The organism is Providencia rettgeri, from assembly GCF_013702265.1.
GTDB classification, from domain to species: Bacteria; Pseudomonadota; Gammaproteobacteria; order Enterobacterales; family Enterobacteriaceae; genus Providencia; species Providencia zhijiangensis.
On record NZ_CP059348.1, the window covers coordinates 1,956,378 to 1,973,556 of the forward strand.

Here is a 17,179-nt window from a genome sequence, read left to right on the forward strand (position 1 = left end):
TTATTTTTGTGGCACAAAAATAAAAACCCCCGTGAGTTGTCGATAAACTTTTGGGGGTTTTGTTATGTACGGCCGGTGAGAATTGTCGCCTGACAAGATTACGGTTTTTTCGCCACTAAAATCGCACGTAGAGGGGCTGGATACCCTTCGATGGTTTTGGTTTGATCATTAGGGTCTAAAAATTCTGCTAATGAATCCGTTGGCATCCACTCTGTACGGCGCTGTTCGTCTAACGAAGTCACGGCTTGGTCAACAATGCGTACGTCGACAAAACCACATTTCTCTAACCACACTTTGAGCATTTTGGCGGAAGGAATAAAGTAAACGTTGCGCATTTGTGCATAGCGATCGCCGGGGATCAGGCATTGGAATTCATCACCTTCAATCACCAAACTTTCCAACACTAACTCACCTTCACTGACGAGTTGGTCTTTTAACTGCCATAAATGGTCGAGTGGGGAGCGACGATGATACAGAACGCCCATAGAGAATACGGTATCAAAGGCTTTTAATGCTGGCAGTTGTTCGATACCGAGCGGCAGTAAATGTGCGCGTTGGTCATCACCTAACAGTTTTCTAACGGCTTCAAATTGGCATAAAAACAGTTCGGTAGGATCGATACCGACGACAAACTCCGCTTCTTCGCCCAGCATACGCCACATGTGGTAGCCACTTCCGCAGCCTACATCTAACACATGGCGGCCTTTTAATGGGGAAATATGTGGCAGAACGCGATCCCATTTCCAATCTGAACGCCATTCGGTATCGATATTGACGCCATATAGGGAAAATGGCCCTTTACGCCATGGTTTCAACTGCCCTAAGATATTGTTTAAACGGCGAGTTTCGCCTTCGGTTAATTCTGGGTCGCGCGTCGCAGTAACGCTATTTTTAATATCTAACTGGGTCGGCGTCATCACTGGCAGGTTATCTAACATTTTCTCCCATGAAGAGAACCCACCGTGTAGACCTTCTTTTTTCCATGCCGCCAGTTGAGCGGGCAGGGTTTCTAACCAATGGCTAAGAGGGCCAACGGCAATTTGTTGATAAAAACGACCGAAATCGATCATTACTGCCCCTCTTTTAATGCTAATAATGAACCGAAGTTAAAACACTGGAACCAGACTTCACAATGTGTGAATCCGACGCGTTTTAAGCGAGCTTTATGCGCTTCAACAGAGTCGGTGAGCATGACATTTTCGAGCATGCTGCGTTTTTGGCTGATTTCGAGTTCGCTATACCCGTTGGCGCGTTTGAAATCATGGTGCATGTTAAATAACAACTCACCAATTTGCTTATCTTCAAAATTAAATTTCTCAGATAACACTAAAATGCCACCGGGTAGCAACCCTTGGTAAATTTTAGTGAGCAATTTTTCGCGGTCATCGGGATTTAAAAACTGCAATGTGAAGTTAAGGATAACCATGGACGCGTTTTCAATATGAATATCGCGAATATCTCCTTCGATAACCTCGACAGGCGTTTGTGCTTTATACGCATCAATATGACGGCGGCAGCGTTCGACCATAGCGGGTGAATTATCGACAGAAATGATTTTACAGTTTTCTACTGAAATATTTCGACGAACAGACAGGGTGGCGGCACCAAGGGAACAACCCAGATCATAGACTTGACTATTTGGTGTCACAAAACGACCCGCTAGCATCCCAATCATGGTGATGATATTGGAGTAACCCGGTACGGAACGTTGGATCATATCGGGGAAAACTTCAGCCACTTTTTCATCAAACTTCCAGTCACCTAAATTGGCGATCGGTGCGGAGAAAAGGCTGTCTTTATGGTTTGGATCCTGACTTGACATAGACTTGTATTAATTAGCAGAACAAAAGTAGTGGCGGATTGTAGCAGAAAGGCATATGACCTGAAAACAACATAACCTGAAAAACAATCCGCACAGAAGCTAAGGAAATTAAAAGGAGAACGACACCATTTGTACCCAAGGCAGGTAATAGGCATTGGCGATGACCATCAAGGCGAGAGCCAGATAAGTCCCCATCATTCCCATTCGGCGTTGTGAATAGTCATGGTTTTTTAAACCGTAAGAGTGGAGCATGCGGCTTGCAATCAGCAGAATGCCACAAACATGGATCATCCAAACTTTGGCGCCATTCATTTCCATTAACAGTAATAAAATTAATGAAATTGGAATGTACTCGATGGCATTGCCATGCACACGGATAGCGGTTTGCAATTCAGAAAACCCACCATCGCCAACAGACACACGGTACTGATTTCTTAGCTTTACGACATTGAGTGATAGTCTCAGTATCAGTAAGGCTCCTAGTACAGCGTATAAAGAACTGACCATTTTTTACTCTACCTCTGTGGAGATAAATTAAATTTTCTAAATTTTAAAACCTAATCAGTAAATCTACAAATAGAAATATATCGCTATTGATAATTCATTTTTGAATTACTTAATGAGATTATCCGCTTTGAGTTGTGCCAAGACAGCAATCGCAGTGATAGAGCAGCGGTCTGCATCATTGGAATCTAGCCACGCTAATTCAGCAATTTCAGCCGCGGGTTGAGGAATGCCGTCATAATCGGCTTGGTAACAACGGATACAAACCTGAGTGCCATCTTGTTTGCCATCAGCCAATCCGGTGAATTCTCCGTAGAAACGGATGGATTCAGGGTGCAAGGTTAATGTGAGCTCCTCATCGATTTCGCGAGCAAGCGCCTGTTGGTCAGTTTCACCTTGCTCACGTTTCCCGCCAGGAATATAAAATAGGGTTTTATTATGGGAACGAACCATGGCAACTTTGCCATTCTGAATGGTAATTAAACCTAATTTATCAATGATTTTAGTGCTCATTTTTAGCCTTAACGCGTTGTCGTTTGTCGTGACTCACAGAAAAGAGCAGGTGATTTTACACCTGCGCCGACATTATTTTTTCTCGATAACTTTGACTAACTCATAACGGATGCTTGGGGCATCAGCGGGTGGGTTAGGCACATCAAACTGTTGCACCTCTAGCACGTAGTTATAGCCCGGTTCATAGCTGAATCCTTGAATGGATGAGTAAAAATATTGCCAATCATCAGTTGGCTTTTCTTTAATTTTCATGCATTTCATCGGTGCAACGCCGACACAGTCAGCCAGAGAGGAGTCGATATAAAAGATTTTATTGTTGCTGTTGGTGGGCTTCATCGTATTGGTATTATTTCCGTTTTGGCATCCTGCAAGCAGAACAAGAAGGGATGATGCGAGTAGAATTTTTTTCATAAAGGTTCCTCTAGTTTCAGGCAAAAGTGTCTGAATATGAGTAATTATAGCAAAATGAAACGGGTAATTATTCCCAAAAAAATTATGATCTAACAAACAATCAGATTTTAATCATCAATTAGATGAGCAACTTTTCTTAGATTAGTTACGATCGTTTTGATAGATAAGAACCATTTTTATTGATTGGAGATGGTTTTTTTGTATCAATTTCGCAGTTAAGCTGTATAGCAAACTGTTTGTCTAACAGAATTTCCTATATAATGTCTGCCTTTTTTGACATTCTGAATTTTCAGCTAAATGCCAAATTCCCGCAGCAAGCAAAAGCACAACAAGCTGAGTAAAAGGATAGAGTATGCGTACTAATTATTGTGGGCAATTAAATATCGCTCATGAAGGCCAGAAGGTCACTCTTTGTGGATGGGTAAACCGCCGTCGTGACTTAGGTGGTTTGATTTTTATCGATATGCGTGATCGTGAAGGTATCGTTCAAGTTTTCTTCGATCCAGAGCGTAAAGACATATTTGAGAAAGCGTCAGAACTGCGTAACGAGTTCTGCATCCAAATCACAGGTACAGTACGTGCGCGTCCAGATAGCCAGAAAAACAAAGATATGGCAACGGGTGAAATTGAAATCTTTGCTGAAGGTCTGGAAGTCTTTAACAAATCTGAACCTCTGCCGTTAGACAGCAATCAAACCAACACGGAAGAGCGTCGTTTAAAATACCGCTATTTAGATTTACGCCGTCCGGAGATGTCAGACCGTCTGCGTACTCGCGCGAAAATCACCAGCTTTGTTCGTAACTTTATGGACAAAGAAGGCTTTATGGACGTTGAAACGCCAATGCTAACTAAAGCGACGCCAGAAGGTGCGCGTGACTACTTAGTACCAAGCCGTGTTCATAAAGGCAAATTCTACGCATTGCCACAATCCCCTCAGCTATTCAAACAGCTGCTGATGATGTCTGGTTTTGACCGTTATTATCAAATCGTAAAATGCTTCCGTGACGAAGATTTACGAGCTGACCGTCAACCTGAATTTACCCAAATCGATGTGGAAACCTCGTTCATGAGCGCGGAACAAGTTCGCGAAGTGATGGAGCGTATGATCCGCAACCTGTGGCTTGACGTGAAAGGTGTTGATTTAGGTGATTTTCCAATCATGACCTTCGCAGAAGCGATGCGTCGTTACGGTTCAGATAAACCAGACCTGCGTAACCCAATGGAACTGGTTGATGTTGCTGATATCGTTAAAGATGTTGAATTTGCAGTATTTGCGGGCCCAGCAAATGATCCTAAAGGTCGTGTTGCAGCCCTGAAAGTGCCAGGCGGCGCAGCAATGACCCGTAAACAAATTGACGAATACGGCAATTTTGTGGGCATCTATGGTGCGAAAGGCTTAGCGTGGATGAAAATCAACGAACGCGCGAAAGGCTTAGAAGGCATTCAAAGCCCAGTTGCGAAATTCCTAAGCTTAGAAATTATCGAACAAATTATTGAACGTACTGGCGCAGCCGATGGCGATATTATCCTGTTTGGTGCGGGTGCGAAAAATGTGGTGACTGACTCCATGGGCGCATTACGCCTGAAAGTGGGTCGTGACTTCGAATTGACCAACTTAAATAGCTGGCAGCCACTGTGGGTTATCGATTTCCCAATGTTTGAAGAAAATGGCGAAGGCGGCTTAACCGCAATGCACCACCCATTCACTTCACCGAAAGATTTCACACCGGAAGATCTGGCGAAGAACCCTGAAGATGCTGTTGCGAATGCCTACGATATGGTTATCAATGGTTACGAAGTGGGTGGCGGTTCTGTCCGTATTCACCGTAGTGAAATGCAACAAACCGTATTCGGTATTTTAGGTATCAATGAAGAAGAACAGCGTGAGAAGTTCGGCTTCCTGTTAGATGCACTGAAATATGGTACGCCACCACATGCAGGTTTGGCATTTGGTTTAGACCGCTTAGTGATGCTGTTAACTGGAACTGATAACATCCGTGATGTTATTGCCTTCCCGAAAACGACTGCAGCGGCATGTTTAATGACCAATGCGCCAAGCTATGCAAACCCAGATTCGCTGACTGAGTTAGCGATTGCAGTTGTGGCGAAAGAAGAAGAGTAATGAAAAGTTATAAGCGCCCAGAATCGGTATTAGTCATTATGGTGGCTGAAAACACGGGGCGGGTGCTTATGATGCGGCGTAAAGATGATCCAGACTTCTGGCAATCAGTGACCGGAAGTTTGGAACTTCATGAAAACAGTGCTGCGGATGCAGCGCTTCGCGAAATCAAAGAAGAGACGGGGTTTAACCCGCAACCAAGTCAGTTACATGATTTGTCGAAAAGTATCATCTTTGAAATTTTCTCGCATTTCAGACATCGTTACGCACCGGATGTAACCCACTGTAAAGAACATTGGTTTAAATTGGTGCTGAGTGATGAACAAACGCCATTACTGACTGAACACACTGAGTTTTGTTGGCTTGAACCGCAAAAGGCGGCTGAACTGACAAAATCGTGGAGCAACAGCCAGGCTATTTTAGAATTTGCTGTTTAATTATTTTATTGACGTTTTTGGAGATATTTCATGGCAGGTCATAGTAAATGGGCCAACACCAAACACCGTAAAGCGGCGCAAGACGCAAAACGCGGTAAGATTTTCACTAAAATTATTCGTGAGCTGGTCACTGCAGCACGTTTAGGCGGCGGCGATGTCGCAACTAACCCACGTTTGCGTGCTGCTGTGGATAAAGCATTATCAAACAACATGACCCGCGACACATTAAACCGTGCGATTGCGCGTGGTGTGGGTAATGATGAAAACGATAATATGGAAACCATCATTTATGAAGGTTACGGTCCTGGCGGCACAGCGGTTATGGTTGAATGTTTAAGTGACAACCGTAACCGTACCGTATCCGAAGTTCGCCACGCGTTTACTAAAACGGGCGGTAACTTAGGGACTGATGGTTCTGTATCTTACCTGTTCACCAAACGTGGCGTGATCACTTACGCACCGGGTGTGGACGAAGATGCACTGATGGAAGCAGCACTGGAAGCTGGTGCTGACGACGTTGAAACTTACGATGATGGTGCAATAGATGTTTACACCACCTTTGAAACGTTTGGTGCTGTTAAAGACGCACTAGATGCTGCTGGTTTCACTAGCGAAGCCGCTGAAGTTTCTATGATCCCATCGATTACGGCAGAACTTGATGTTGAAACAGCACCAAAATTAATGCGCCTGATCGACATGTTAGAAGATTCAGACGACGTACAGGAAGTTTATCATAACGGTGATATCTCTGATGAGGTTGCTGAGCAACTGTAATTAAGACGATATCTGCGTAGAGAAAGCGGGCTGTGTCCAGCCTGTTTTCTCTAACGCCTCTCCCATCTTCACCTTTTCTTTTATTTGCTATATTTATGATGGCAGGAATGCTATTTACACTGAAATTGCGGTGGAAACCGTGATATTCCCTTGTTGCCATTGTGGCTGTCATTAGATGGGGATAAGATGATATGAAAATTAATAAAGGGCAACTATAGGTTTTATATGGCGATTATTCTGGGTATCGACCCTGGTTCACGGATCACAGGATACGGTGTTATTCGCCAACAAGGTAGGCAATTACTCTATCTCGGAAGTGGGTGTATTCGCACTCAAGTTGATGATTTACCAAGCCGTCTGCAGCGTATTTATGCGGGAGTCTCGGAAATTATCACCCAGTACCAACCTGATGTTTTATCCATTGAACAAGTCTTTATGGCGAAGAATGCGGACTCAGCACTAAAGTTGGGGCAGGCACGTGGTGTGGCGATTGTCGCGGCAGCAAACCAAAATATTCCCGTTTTTGAATATGCGGCTCGCCAAGTCAAACAAACCGTTGTGGGAACGGGCGCGGCAGAAAAAAGCCAAGTTCAACATATGGTGAAATCTATCCTAAAATTATCGGCTAGCCCCCAAGCGGATGCCGCAGATGCGCTGGCAATTGCTATCACGCATTGTCATTTTAATCAAAACCTACTGAAAGTGGGGGATCCGCGTTTAGTGTTAACCCGCGGAAGATTAAGATGAGGGCTGGATATGCATCCAGCATTTTTTGTGGTATAAACAGCAGAGTCAAAATTTAAGACGCTAATCAAATTAAAGGGGTTCAGTGTGATAGGTCGTTTACGTGGCATCGTGTTAGAAAAGCAACCACCCATTGTGTTACTTGAGCTACAAGGTGTTGGCTATGAAGTTCATATGCCAATGACCTGTTTCTATGAATTACCTGAAATTGGCCAAGAAGCCATAGTTTTTACCCACTTTGTAGTGCGAGAAGACGCGCAATTGCTGTATGGCTTCAATGACAAGCAAGAACGTGCACTATTTAAAGAGCTGATTAAAGTTAATGGTGTCGGCCCTAAACTGGCACTCGCGATTTTATCGGGTATGTCCGCTCAGCAATTTGTGTCTGCCATTGAGCAAGAAGCGATTTCCTCTCTGGTGAAACTACCGGGTATTGGCAAGAAAACTGCCGAGCGTTTAGTGGTCGAAATGAAAGACCGCTTCAAAGGCTTGAATGGGGATCTTTTCAACTCAGTGAGCGATATTGATTTACCAAGCGTGAAGAGCCAAGGGCCAAGCCAAGCAGATATTGAAGCCGAAGCAGCTGCTGCCTTGATTGCGCTGGGATATAAACCGCAAGAAGCTAGCCGTATGGTGAGTAAAGTCGCGAAACCTGATAGCGATTCTGAAACCCTGATCCGTGATGCCTTACGCGCAGCACTTTAATTGAGAGATTAATACGATGATTGAAGCTGATCGCCTAATTACTGCTGAAGTGTTGCATTCTGAAGAAGAAGCCATTGATCGCGCGATCCGCCCTAAATTACTGGATGAGTATATTGGGCAGCCGCAAGTTAAGCATCAAATGGAAATATTTATTCAGGCAGCCAAAATGCGGGGTGATGCGCTTGATCATCTATTAATTTTTGGGCCTCCAGGGTTAGGAAAAACCACCTTAGCGGGTATTGTCGCCAATGAGCTTGGCGTTAATTTGCGGACAACGTCAGGGCCTGTATTAGAAAAAGCAGGGGATTTGGCAGCCATGCTGACTAACCTTGAACCTCACGATGTCCTGTTTATTGATGAAATTCATCGCCTTTCGCCAGTAGTTGAAGAAATTTTGTATCCTGCCATGGAAGATTACCAATTGGATATTATGATTGGTGAAGGCCCTGCGGCACGTTCCATTAAAATCGATTTACCGCCATTCACGTTAATTGGCGCTACTACGCGGGCTGGTTCCTTAACTTCTCCGCTGCGTGACCGCTTTGGGATCGTACAGCGCTTAGAATTTTACCAAGTTGATGATTTGCAACATATCGTGAAGCGTAGTGCTCAGTATATGGGACTGGATATCACCGAAGAAGGGGCATTGCAGGTCGCGATGCGCTCTCGAGGTACGCCTCGGATCACTAACCGCTTATTACGTCGTGTGCGTGACTTTGCTCAAGTAAAAGGCAATGGCAGTATTGATGAGTTGATTGCGAGCCAAGCGCTGGATATGTTGAATGTGGATGCGGCAGGCTTTGACTATCTTGACCGTAAACTGCTGGTGGCCATCATCGATAAGTTTATGGGGGGGCCGGTGGGTGTTGATAACCTTGCCGCTGCGATTGGCGAGGAGCGCGAGACCATCGAAGATGTGCTTGAACCTTATCTTATTCAGCAAGGGTTTATCCAGCGAACGCCTAGAGGGCGTATGGCAACGGCCCACGCTTATTCTCATTTTGGATTAACGCCGAAAGAAGTCTAGCTTTTAAACGCTTGATTGATATATATGCGTATTATTTAAATAATATCATACGTATTTCAAATGAAATGAACCCAGCAATTTAGCCACAATTACTGGGTTTTTTTGTATCTATATTTCACTAAATTGCGAAATTATCATTATTTATTCAGCGAAATGGTATTGAGAATATATATAGTAAATTTTAAAAACACAGACAATGATAATGATTTTTATTACCATGTGGTGTTTTTTCGTATATTAGGGAAGCTGCGATTAAGTGGTCCGCAGCTCCCGATATGACGCCCCAAACCGTCCTTTATCGACGTCCTGTGGCTCAATTTTCCAATTTTCAGCCCAAAATCGTCTCTTCGTGGCTGATTTTGGCCCTGTTTCAGGCCAATTTCCTCATTTCAGGTAGATCTCGCCTGTGCCCGTATCAATTGGTCAACTCGAACCAGGTTCGCCAGGGTGAATAACATCGCCAGTTGACTGTCATTTTTAGCCAGCCCCTTGTACCTGGCTTTGACGAAACCAAACTGACATTTTACTATCCGAAATGGATGCTCAACCTTCGCTCGGATACTCGCTTTCAGGTATTCGTAACGGATGGCCAGCTTGTTCTTGCGCGGGTGTTGCTTCAATGCATTCACTTTGCCGGGACGCTTGGCGATAAGCCAGTCTGCGCTGACATCGCTGAGCTCATCGCGCTTTTCGGCCCCCTGATAACCAGCATCGGCTGAGATAAACTCTTCATCGCCATGCAGTAACTTGCCAACCTGATTGAGGTCGTGCTCGTTAGCCGCCGTGGTCACCAGACTGTGGGTCAGGCCACTTTTGGCGTCCACGCCAATGTGCGCTTTCATGCCGAAGTACCACTGGTTACCTTTCTTGGTCTGGTGCATGTCTTCATCACGGCTGTTGTGTTTGTTTTTGGTAGAGCTGGGGGCTTGAATGATGGTGGCATCCACCAAGGTGCCCTGGGTCATTAGAACGCCACACTCTGCTAGCCAGTGATTAACGGTACTGAAGATTTTGCGGGCCAGTTCATGCTGCTCCAGCAAATGCCGGAAATTCATGATGGTAGTGCGGTCTGGAATGGCTTTATCCAGTGACAGGCGAGCAAATTGGCGCATGGAGGCGATTTCATAGAGGGCATCTTCCATGGCCTCATCGCTCAGGTTGTACCATTGCTGCATGCAGTGAATACGCAGCATGGTTTCCAGCGGATAGGGCCTGCGACCATTACCGGCCTTGGGATACACAGGCTCGATAACGCCAAGTAATTTGTCCCAGGGAAGCAAGTCATCCATTCTGCCAAGGAAAACTTCTTTGCGGGTCTGGCGGCGTTTACTGGAAAACTCACTATCGGCAAAAGTCAGTTGCTGGCTCATCCGGTTACTCATTCTGGGTTCAGGTTACAATACGATGATCTCACATCTCGGACTTATTCGCACCTTCCTTAGGATAGGTCACATGAATAAATCTTCTTACACATTTGCGCTCACAGCACTCTTATTTGCGACGGTTGTTTCTGGTTGCACAAAAAATACCAAAGCTATTACCAATAAGGAAACCATTGAAAGTTGTTCTCGATATCTACCTGAGGGATCAACATATTGGGTGAGTATCGAGGGTGAAATTGACTTAAACAAGAAATTTCATGGGGACTTAAACGTGAATGTTCCAAAAGATAAGTTAAATGATCCAAAATATTCCGATGAAGGATTTAAACTAAAAGTTAATCAATTTATGGATTGTGTCGGTGGATTCATAAACGATAGTGTCGGTGATGTAGAAACCCCCGCGAATAATGATAAAAAGAATGCTAAATAATACGTATTATTGAATTTTATTGGAACCCGCATAAAGCGGGTTTTCTATTTGTTTTTACCTAGATACGGTTTTATTCAGGCATTTTTTATACAACTAGTTTTTCGTTTTTACGCACAAACTTAGAATAAATAAAATGGCAGAAGTTAGTACAACGGATGGGCCTGCAGGAGTATCGTAAAATGCTGATAGGGTTAATCCGCCAGTAACGGAAACCATACCAATACCAATGGCTGTGAGCGCCATTTGTTCTGGTGTTTTTGCAAAACGTCGAGCAGTAGCAGCGGGAATGATCAGCAAAGAGGTAATGATCAGCGCACCAACAAATTTCATTGCTATCCCGATAGTTAACGCCGTGACCATCATCAACAATAAGCGAGAGCGTTGGAGATTAATTCCATCCACAAAAGCTAGCTCTGAGCTAACTGTCATCGATAAAAGCGCCCGCCATCGATAAAAAAGCAACCCACAAACAACAACCACGCCAATTAAAATCGTTATAATATCTTCGTATGTTACTGATAACAAATCGCCAAATAAGTAAGCCATTAGGTCAACGCGGACATTTGCCATTAGGCTGACAACAACCAGCCCTAAAGAGAGAGAGCTGTGAGCCATGATGCCGAGTAACGTATCCACGGCGAGTTGAGGACGTTTTTCCAGCCACACGAGGATCAGGGCCAATAATAAAGTCACTGCGATCACGGCGTAAAAGGGATTAATGTTTAGTAGCAAACCGAAGGCAACACCTAGCAAAGATGCGTGGGCGAGGGTATCCCCAAAATAGGACATACGTCGCCAAACCACAAAGGAACCTAAAGGGCCTGCAGCAATCGCGAGTAACATACCTGCAATCCACCCAGGTAGCAGTAACTCAATCATGGTGGCAATCCTTGCTATGTTGGTGGGATGAGATCACATTACCTTCTAAGTCATGTTGGTGATTGTGTTGATGACGGTAAACACCTAGTTGCTGTGCGCCTCGATAGCCAAACATAGCGACAAATTCTGGGTGGTTAGAGACAACATCAGGGGTACCAGAGCAACAAATATGCCCGTTGATACATAAAACTTGGTCCGTTTTTGCCATCACTAAATGCAGGTCGTGAGAGACCATGAGAACCGCGCAACCGAGTTCAGTTCTCAATTGATTGATTAAGTCATACAACGCAACTTGACCATTAATATCGACGCCTTGAGCGGGTTCATCGAGAACCAACAAATCAGGTTTATTGAGTAATGCACGCGCAAGCAGAACGCGCTGGGTTTCACCACCCGAGAGTTTTTGCATTGGCTGATCAATAAGATGCGTGGCTTTAACCCGTTCGAGAGCGGGTAATAAATGCTCCGTGCGGACACCTTGCTTTAACATCATAAACCGCTTCACGGTTAGAGGTAGGGTGGTATCTAAATGCAGTTTTTGTGGAACATAGCCAATAGAGAGTGACGAGGCTCTGCTGATAGTGCCTGATGTGGGCGCTAATAGCCCCAATACCACGCGAACAATCGTGGATTTACCAGCACCATTAGGCCCCAATAACGTCACGATATCACCTTTGTTAAGTGCAAAAGTGACATCCTTTAATACGGGTTTATCGCCAAATGAGACTGAGATTTTATTTAAAGATAGTAGTGGTTGCATATGAAAACATCTTGCAGAAATCAAGTTGTGTTATATTATAACATTTCAATTTTAAGATCACGGAAAATGTTCATGATACACAAATCGAAACTTATTACCCGTAAATTCATCTGCAAAGCTACGTTAGCCTCAGTTTTAACCGCATCAATGTTACCAATGGCCAACGCTGATGTCGTTACATCGATTCGACCTTTAGCCTTCATTGCTGCGGGGATCGCTGATGGTGTCACTGATACACAAGTTTTACTTCCAGATGGTGCTTCGCCACATGATTATGCACTGAAACCATCGGATTTAAAAAAGATAAAACAGGCTGATTTATTTGTTTGGGTTGGACCTGAATTAGAAATGTTTTTAGAGAAGCCAATCAATGTGTTAGACCAGAATAAACGTCTGGCATTGGCTGAGCAGAAAAATATTCATAACTTATTAATGGCCGAAAACCACGAGGAGGAAGATAGCCATCAACATGCCGATGAACCTAATCATGATGCGGATCACGAACATCATCACCATGGTGAGTATAATATGCACATCTGGTTGTCCCCAGATATTGCAAATTTGGCAGCCGATGATATTTACGCGCGTTTAGTAGAGCTTTATCCTGATCAGAAAGATAAGCTGGACGTAAACCTTCGTAAATTCAAAGAAAACATGGCGCAAAACAATAAGAAAATTGCTAGTATTTTAAAGCCGGCTCAAAATAAAGGGTATTTTGTTTTTCACGATGCTTATGGCTACTTTGAAAAACACTATCAGCTCGCTCCATTAGGGCATTTTACGATAAACCCTGAGATTCAGCCCGGTGCCCAAAAATTGCATCAAATACGAACACAACTGGTTGAGCATAAAGCGCAATGCGTTTTTGCTGAGCCACAATTCAGACCTGCGGTTATTGAAAGCGTAGCGAAAAATACGGGAGTCAAGATGGGTACTCTCGACCCACTCGGTAGTGGGCTGGCAATTGGACCAGATAGCTACATGAAGTTTCTGACTCAATTATCAGAACAATACGCAAGCTGCCTGAATTAAGCATAGAGGAATAGTTTAAAGTGCAGCAAATGGCAAGTGGTATTGTGCAGGCATTTAACGGCTTGTCCAAGACCCATAAAATTGTGTTGAGCACGCTCACCGTCGCTACCATGGCCGTCGCGATTTGGCGGCCTGTACATATCCCTACCACGTATGAAAGTGACAGTTCTCCTGATACCGTCATTCCTTTTTCTCAATCTGCAATTGAGGCAGAAGGTGATGATTTAATTCAAGATAGTAGCGAACAGTTACCCGATGAAGGCGTTGCAGACAGCGACACCGATGCATCAGATGCGGATGGTACACCGCTCGCACATGAATATGTTGTCTCAAGTGGCGATAATTTATCGTCTATTTTGACCCAGTTTGGTATTGAAGCTGGTGATGTTGCGACACTTTCAAACCAACATAAATCATTACGTAATTTAAAAATCGGTCAAACCCTTAGCTGGACATTGAATACGGACGGCGAATTAGAGTCCTTAACATGGGATGTTTCTCGCCGTGAAACGCGTATCTTCAAACGTGTTGGGGCAACCAACAAATTTGAAGAAGTGAAAGAGATCCGTAAAGGCGATTGGACAAACAGCGTGATGACCGGTTCTATCGACGGAACGTTTGCTCAAAGCACAAAGAAAGCGGGCTTAACTCGTACAGAAGGCCGTGAAGTTACCAAAGCATTACAGTGGCAGGTGGACTTTAACAAGCTGAAAAAAGGCGATAAGTTTACCGTTTTAATGGGCCGCGAGATGCTCAATGGGACTCATGAACAGAGTCAACTAGTTGGTGTGCGTTTACAGTCTGGTGGTAAAAATTACTACGCTTTCCGTGCTGAAGATGGTCGTTATTATGACAGTGAAGGTAATGGTTTAGAACGCGGTTTCTTGCGTTTTCCAACGGTTAAGCAGTTCAGAGTTTCATCGCACTTCAATCCACGTCGTGTTAACCCGGTAACGGGGCGAGTTGCACCACATAAAGGGGTCGACTTCTCAATGCCAGTGGGTACGCCGGTATTAGCGGTTGGCGATGGCGAAGTGATTGTGGCGAAATACAGCGGTGCAGCAGGAAACTTTATTGCTATTCGCCATGGTCGCCAATACACCACGCGTTATATGCATTTACGTCAATTGCTGGTGAAACCAGGGCAAAAAGTGAAGCGTGGTGATCGCATTGCATTATCAGGTAATACTGGACGTTCTACAGGGCCTCATCTTCATTTCGAAATGTGGGTTAACCAGCAAGCCGTCAACCCATTGACTGCGAAATTACCAAGCTCAGGTGGTTTAACAGGTAAAGAACGTAAAGAGTACTTAGAGCTGGTTAAAGAGACTAAACCTCAGCTTAAATTGAAATAACCATTTCAGTTTCTTCATCCAAAAACTGGCAGATACTTGTGTCTGCCAGTTTTTTTTGTAATGCTCTTACACATTCATTTTTGGTTATCAAAATAGCCGTGATTTCTTGGGTATAACATGAATAAAGAACAAGATACCGACAGCAAAAAGGGCTATGTGCCAACGTTTCATAAATCCTATTTATTACCTAAATATTGGGGCGTTTGGCTAGGTGCAGGCCTCTTTGTTGCGCTTGCTTATATCCCTGTAAAAGTGCGTGATCCTATGCTGGCAAAAATAGGCAAATGGGTTGGACGATTAGCGAAAAGCGCCCGTCGTCGGGCAAAAATTAACTTACTCTATTGCTTTCCTAATATGGAAGAGCAACAAAGAGAAGAGTTGGTTGACCGGATGTTTGAAACCGCACCACAGTCTTTTGTCATGTTAGCTGAACTGTGTGTGCGTGGCGCAGAGCGCACATTAGCGCGTACGCAGTGGCATAACAAACAGATTATTAAGCAACTGCAGGAACAGCAAAGCAATGTGATTTTTATGGTTCCTCACGGCTGGGCCGTAGATGCTCCTGCCATGCTACTAGCGGCGATGGGACAGAATATGGCTGCTATGTTCCATCACCAGAAAAACCCTGTTGCAGATTATTTATGGAACAAAGCACGTTACCATTTTGGTGGGCGACTTCATTCTCGTGAAGCAGGAATTAAACCTTTTATTGCATCGGTCAGGCAAGGTTACTGGGGTTTTTATCTACCGGATCAAGATCATGGGGAAGAGCATAGTGAGTTTGTTGATTTTTTTGGCACATACAAAGCGACCTTACCCGCTATCGGTAGATTAATGAAAGTGTGTAAAGCGAAAATTGTTCCTTTATTTCCGGTGTACGATCACGTTAATCATCAATTGCATATCTATGTTCGTGAACCAATGGATGATATTGATGGGCAAGATGATAACTATATTGCACGTCGAATGAATGAAGAGTTAGAGTTTTTGGTTGAGCCTAATCCAGAGCAATATACGTGGATCCTTAAGCTCTTGAAAACACGCAAGGAAGGTGAGATAGAACCTTACCAGCGAAAGGATTTATATCGCTAGATTTCTTTTCAGAATCATAAAAAGCCACGGTAATAATTATCCGTGGCTTTTGTTTTTTAGGGGATTATATGTTTATCAGTATATATAATTGTGGAATAAATTTAATTTTAAAGGTGACTTTAAAATAATGCTAAAAACCCAAAAAGGATGAGTGATATTCTAAATGCATTGTTATATTCTTCCCGAGATAAAAGCGAGTGAAGATGACGGGCTGGAAAAATTATGGATAAAACGAAAACAACATTAGATCAGTGGATAACTTTACAAGCTGTAGTCGATTATGGCGGGTTCGCACAAGCAGCCGAAGTATTGCATAAAACACAATCTTCGATTAGTTATACCATTAGTAAATTAGAACAAATATTAGATATTGAAATCTTTGTAGTAGAAAAACGACGAGCCGTATTAACAGAACAGGGTGAAGCGTTATTAACATTATCACGAGAAGTAACCAATAAAGCGATTGCATTAGAAATAGCCGCAAAATTAATAAATAAAAAAATAAACAATAAAATAAAAATTTTCATAGATGCATTATATAGCAGCGATGACCTATTAAATAAAATTGGGAGCCTAATAAAAAGTAGAAAAGATTATGATGTCGAATTAACTAAAACACTACTTAATCGGGAGGATATATTGTCATCCAAAGAATTTGATTTATTGATATCTCATCATTATGTTGGCTCATTAAATCCTATCTTTTTAGGAGAGGTTGATGCAGTTCTTGTTACAGAGCCAAATCATTATTTACAGCGATGCACGAAAGATAAAATTAGGCATAAACTGGAAAAAACACCACACATTGTTTTGTCCTCTACATTTCAAGATAAGATACAGAGTCACCAAATTGTTAAGGTTGCAAATACTGAAACAGCAATTAAATTAGCTAGAAATTCAGTTGGCTACTCTTGGTTCCCTAGAAATATCATTCATGAATTGATAGAGAAAAATATCCTAAAAGAAGTTGAGAATGATATAGGTAATTCAAAATATCAATTCTATATGTATAAAAACAAGAGTCCAATAATCAATGAAATAATAATAAATTACCTATTTAATGATTTCCGAACTAATTAATTTTGATTTTAAATTTATTCTGTAAAGCATATAAGTATTTTTGATTTAAATTTAAAAAATTCAATATAACCATTCATTAACTTAATTGGATGGTGGTGCTATATTTCTGGCGA

Annotated in this window: 19 protein-coding genes; 11 read left to right on the top strand and 8 right to left on the bottom strand. The window is 43.1% G+C overall.

Annotated features, from left to right (window positions below; translation table 11 throughout):
- Positions 1–98: 98 nt before the first annotated feature.
- The 5 genes from cmoB to H0913_RS09025 form a co-directional block, all read right to left on the bottom strand.
- A complete protein-coding gene (gene cmoB / locus H0913_RS09005) occupies positions 99–1,070 on the bottom strand; it encodes a tRNA 5-methoxyuridine(34)/uridine 5-oxyacetic acid(34) synthase CmoB (protein ID WP_154603909.1) in 972 nt (323 codons plus the stop codon).
- Positions 1,070–1,822 carry a carboxy-S-adenosyl-L-methionine synthase CmoA gene (cmoA, locus tag H0913_RS09010; RefSeq protein ID WP_036948300.1) on the bottom strand — a complete coding sequence of 251 codons (753 nt, stop codon included), beginning with the start codon at positions 1,820–1,822 and terminating at the stop codon, positions 1,070–1,072. Before cmoA ends, cmoB begins: the two co-directional genes overlap by 1 nt.
- 108 nt (positions 1,823–1,930) lie before the next feature.
- Positions 1,931–2,329 carry an MAPEG family protein gene (locus tag H0913_RS09015; RefSeq protein WP_154603908.1) on the bottom strand — a complete coding sequence of 133 codons (399 nt, stop codon included), beginning with the start codon at positions 2,327–2,329 and terminating at the stop codon, positions 1,931–1,933.
- Between the two features lie 105 nt (positions 2,330–2,434).
- Positions 2,435–2,839, bottom strand: coding sequence for an NUDIX hydrolase (locus tag H0913_RS09020; RefSeq protein ID WP_181478595.1), 405 nt, complete (start codon positions 2,837–2,839; stop codon positions 2,435–2,437).
- Between the two features lie 72 nt (positions 2,840–2,911).
- Positions 2,912–3,250 (bottom strand): DUF4377 domain-containing protein, encoded by a 339-nt coding sequence (locus H0913_RS09025; protein ID WP_132495863.1) that lies wholly within the window; start codon positions 3,248–3,250, stop codon positions 2,912–2,914.
- 352 nt (positions 3,251–3,602) lie between these two features.
- Here H0913_RS09025 and aspS point away from each other — a divergent pair, with 352 nt between their 5' ends.
- The 6 genes from aspS to ruvB all read left to right on the top strand — a co-directional run bounded on the left by aspS (position 3,603) and on the right by ruvB (position 9,056).
- Positions 3,603–5,372, top strand: a complete 1,770-nt coding sequence (gene aspS, locus H0913_RS09030; protein ID WP_154603906.1) for an aspartate--tRNA ligase — start codon at positions 3,603–3,605, stop codon at positions 5,370–5,372.
- A complete protein-coding gene (nudB, locus tag H0913_RS09035; protein WP_154603905.1) occupies positions 5,372–5,806 on the top strand; it encodes a dihydroneopterin triphosphate diphosphatase in 435 nt (144 codons plus the stop codon). The genes aspS and nudB overlap by 1 nt, the downstream gene beginning before the upstream one ends.
- Before the next feature lie 30 nt (positions 5,807–5,836).
- Positions 5,837–6,580 (top strand): YebC/PmpR family DNA-binding transcriptional regulator, encoded by a 744-nt coding sequence (locus tag H0913_RS09040; RefSeq protein ID WP_154603904.1) that lies wholly within the window; start codon positions 5,837–5,839, stop codon positions 6,578–6,580.
- A 225-nt stretch (positions 6,581–6,805) separates the two neighbouring features.
- Positions 6,806–7,327 carry a crossover junction endodeoxyribonuclease RuvC gene (gene ruvC, locus H0913_RS09045; RefSeq protein WP_036948281.1) on the top strand — a complete coding sequence of 174 codons (522 nt, stop codon included), beginning with the start codon at positions 6,806–6,808 and terminating at the stop codon, positions 7,325–7,327.
- Positions 7,328–7,411: 84 nt separating this feature from the next.
- Positions 7,412–8,029, top strand: a complete 618-nt coding sequence (ruvA, locus tag H0913_RS09050; RefSeq protein ID WP_006659946.1) for a Holliday junction branch migration protein RuvA — start codon at positions 7,412–7,414, stop codon at positions 8,027–8,029.
- 16 nt (positions 8,030–8,045) lie between these two features.
- On the top strand, positions 8,046–9,056 hold the full coding sequence (gene ruvB / locus H0913_RS09055) for a Holliday junction branch migration DNA helicase RuvB (RefSeq protein WP_036948275.1): 1,011 nt from the start codon (positions 8,046–8,048) through the stop codon (positions 9,054–9,056).
- 389 nt (positions 9,057–9,445) lie between these two features.
- Here the strand turns inward: ruvB and H0913_RS09060 are convergent, their stop codons facing one another.
- Entirely contained in the window at positions 9,446–10,426 is a 981-nt protein-coding gene (locus H0913_RS09060; RefSeq protein ID WP_000082736.1) for an IS5-like element ISEc68 family transposase, read from the bottom strand.
- Between the two features lie 82 nt (positions 10,427–10,508).
- Between H0913_RS09060 and H0913_RS09065 the strand changes: the two genes are divergently transcribed.
- Positions 10,509–10,868 (top strand): hypothetical protein, encoded by a 360-nt coding sequence (locus tag H0913_RS09065; RefSeq protein WP_181478597.1) that lies wholly within the window; start codon positions 10,509–10,511, stop codon positions 10,866–10,868.
- Positions 10,869–10,961: 93 nt separating this feature from the next.
- On the opposite strand, the gene znuB is transcribed toward H0913_RS09065, so the two are convergent.
- Positions 10,962–11,747, bottom strand: a complete 786-nt coding sequence (znuB, locus tag H0913_RS09070; protein ID WP_036948270.1) for a zinc ABC transporter permease subunit ZnuB — start codon at positions 11,745–11,747, stop codon at positions 10,962–10,964.
- A complete protein-coding gene (gene znuC / locus H0913_RS09075; RefSeq protein WP_154603903.1) occupies positions 11,740–12,507 on the bottom strand; it encodes a zinc ABC transporter ATP-binding protein ZnuC in 768 nt (255 codons plus the stop codon). The genes znuB and znuC overlap by 8 nt, the downstream gene beginning before the upstream one ends.
- Positions 12,508–12,579: 72 nt before the next feature.
- Here znuC and znuA point away from each other — a divergent pair, with 72 nt between their 5' ends.
- From znuA to H0913_RS09095, 4 genes are all read left to right on the top strand, one after another.
- Positions 12,580–13,539 (top strand): zinc ABC transporter substrate-binding protein ZnuA, encoded by a 960-nt coding sequence (gene znuA / locus H0913_RS09080; protein ID WP_154638203.1) that lies wholly within the window; start codon positions 12,580–12,582, stop codon positions 13,537–13,539.
- A gap of 29 nt (positions 13,540–13,568) precedes the next feature.
- Positions 13,569–14,894: a murein DD-endopeptidase MepM gene (mepM, locus tag H0913_RS09085; protein WP_154603901.1), complete on the top strand. Its 1,326-nt coding sequence runs from the start codon at positions 13,569–13,571 to the stop codon at positions 14,892–14,894.
- 117 nt (positions 14,895–15,011) lie between these two features.
- Positions 15,012–15,986, top strand: coding sequence for a lauroyl-Kdo(2)-lipid IV(A) myristoyltransferase (gene lpxM, locus H0913_RS09090; protein ID WP_181478599.1), 975 nt, complete (start codon positions 15,012–15,014; stop codon positions 15,984–15,986).
- A 222-nt stretch (positions 15,987–16,208) separates the two neighbouring features.
- Positions 16,209–17,066, top strand: coding sequence for a LysR family transcriptional regulator (locus H0913_RS09095; protein WP_154603899.1), 858 nt, complete (start codon positions 16,209–16,211; stop codon positions 17,064–17,066).
- Positions 17,067–17,179 lie beyond the last annotated feature (113 nt).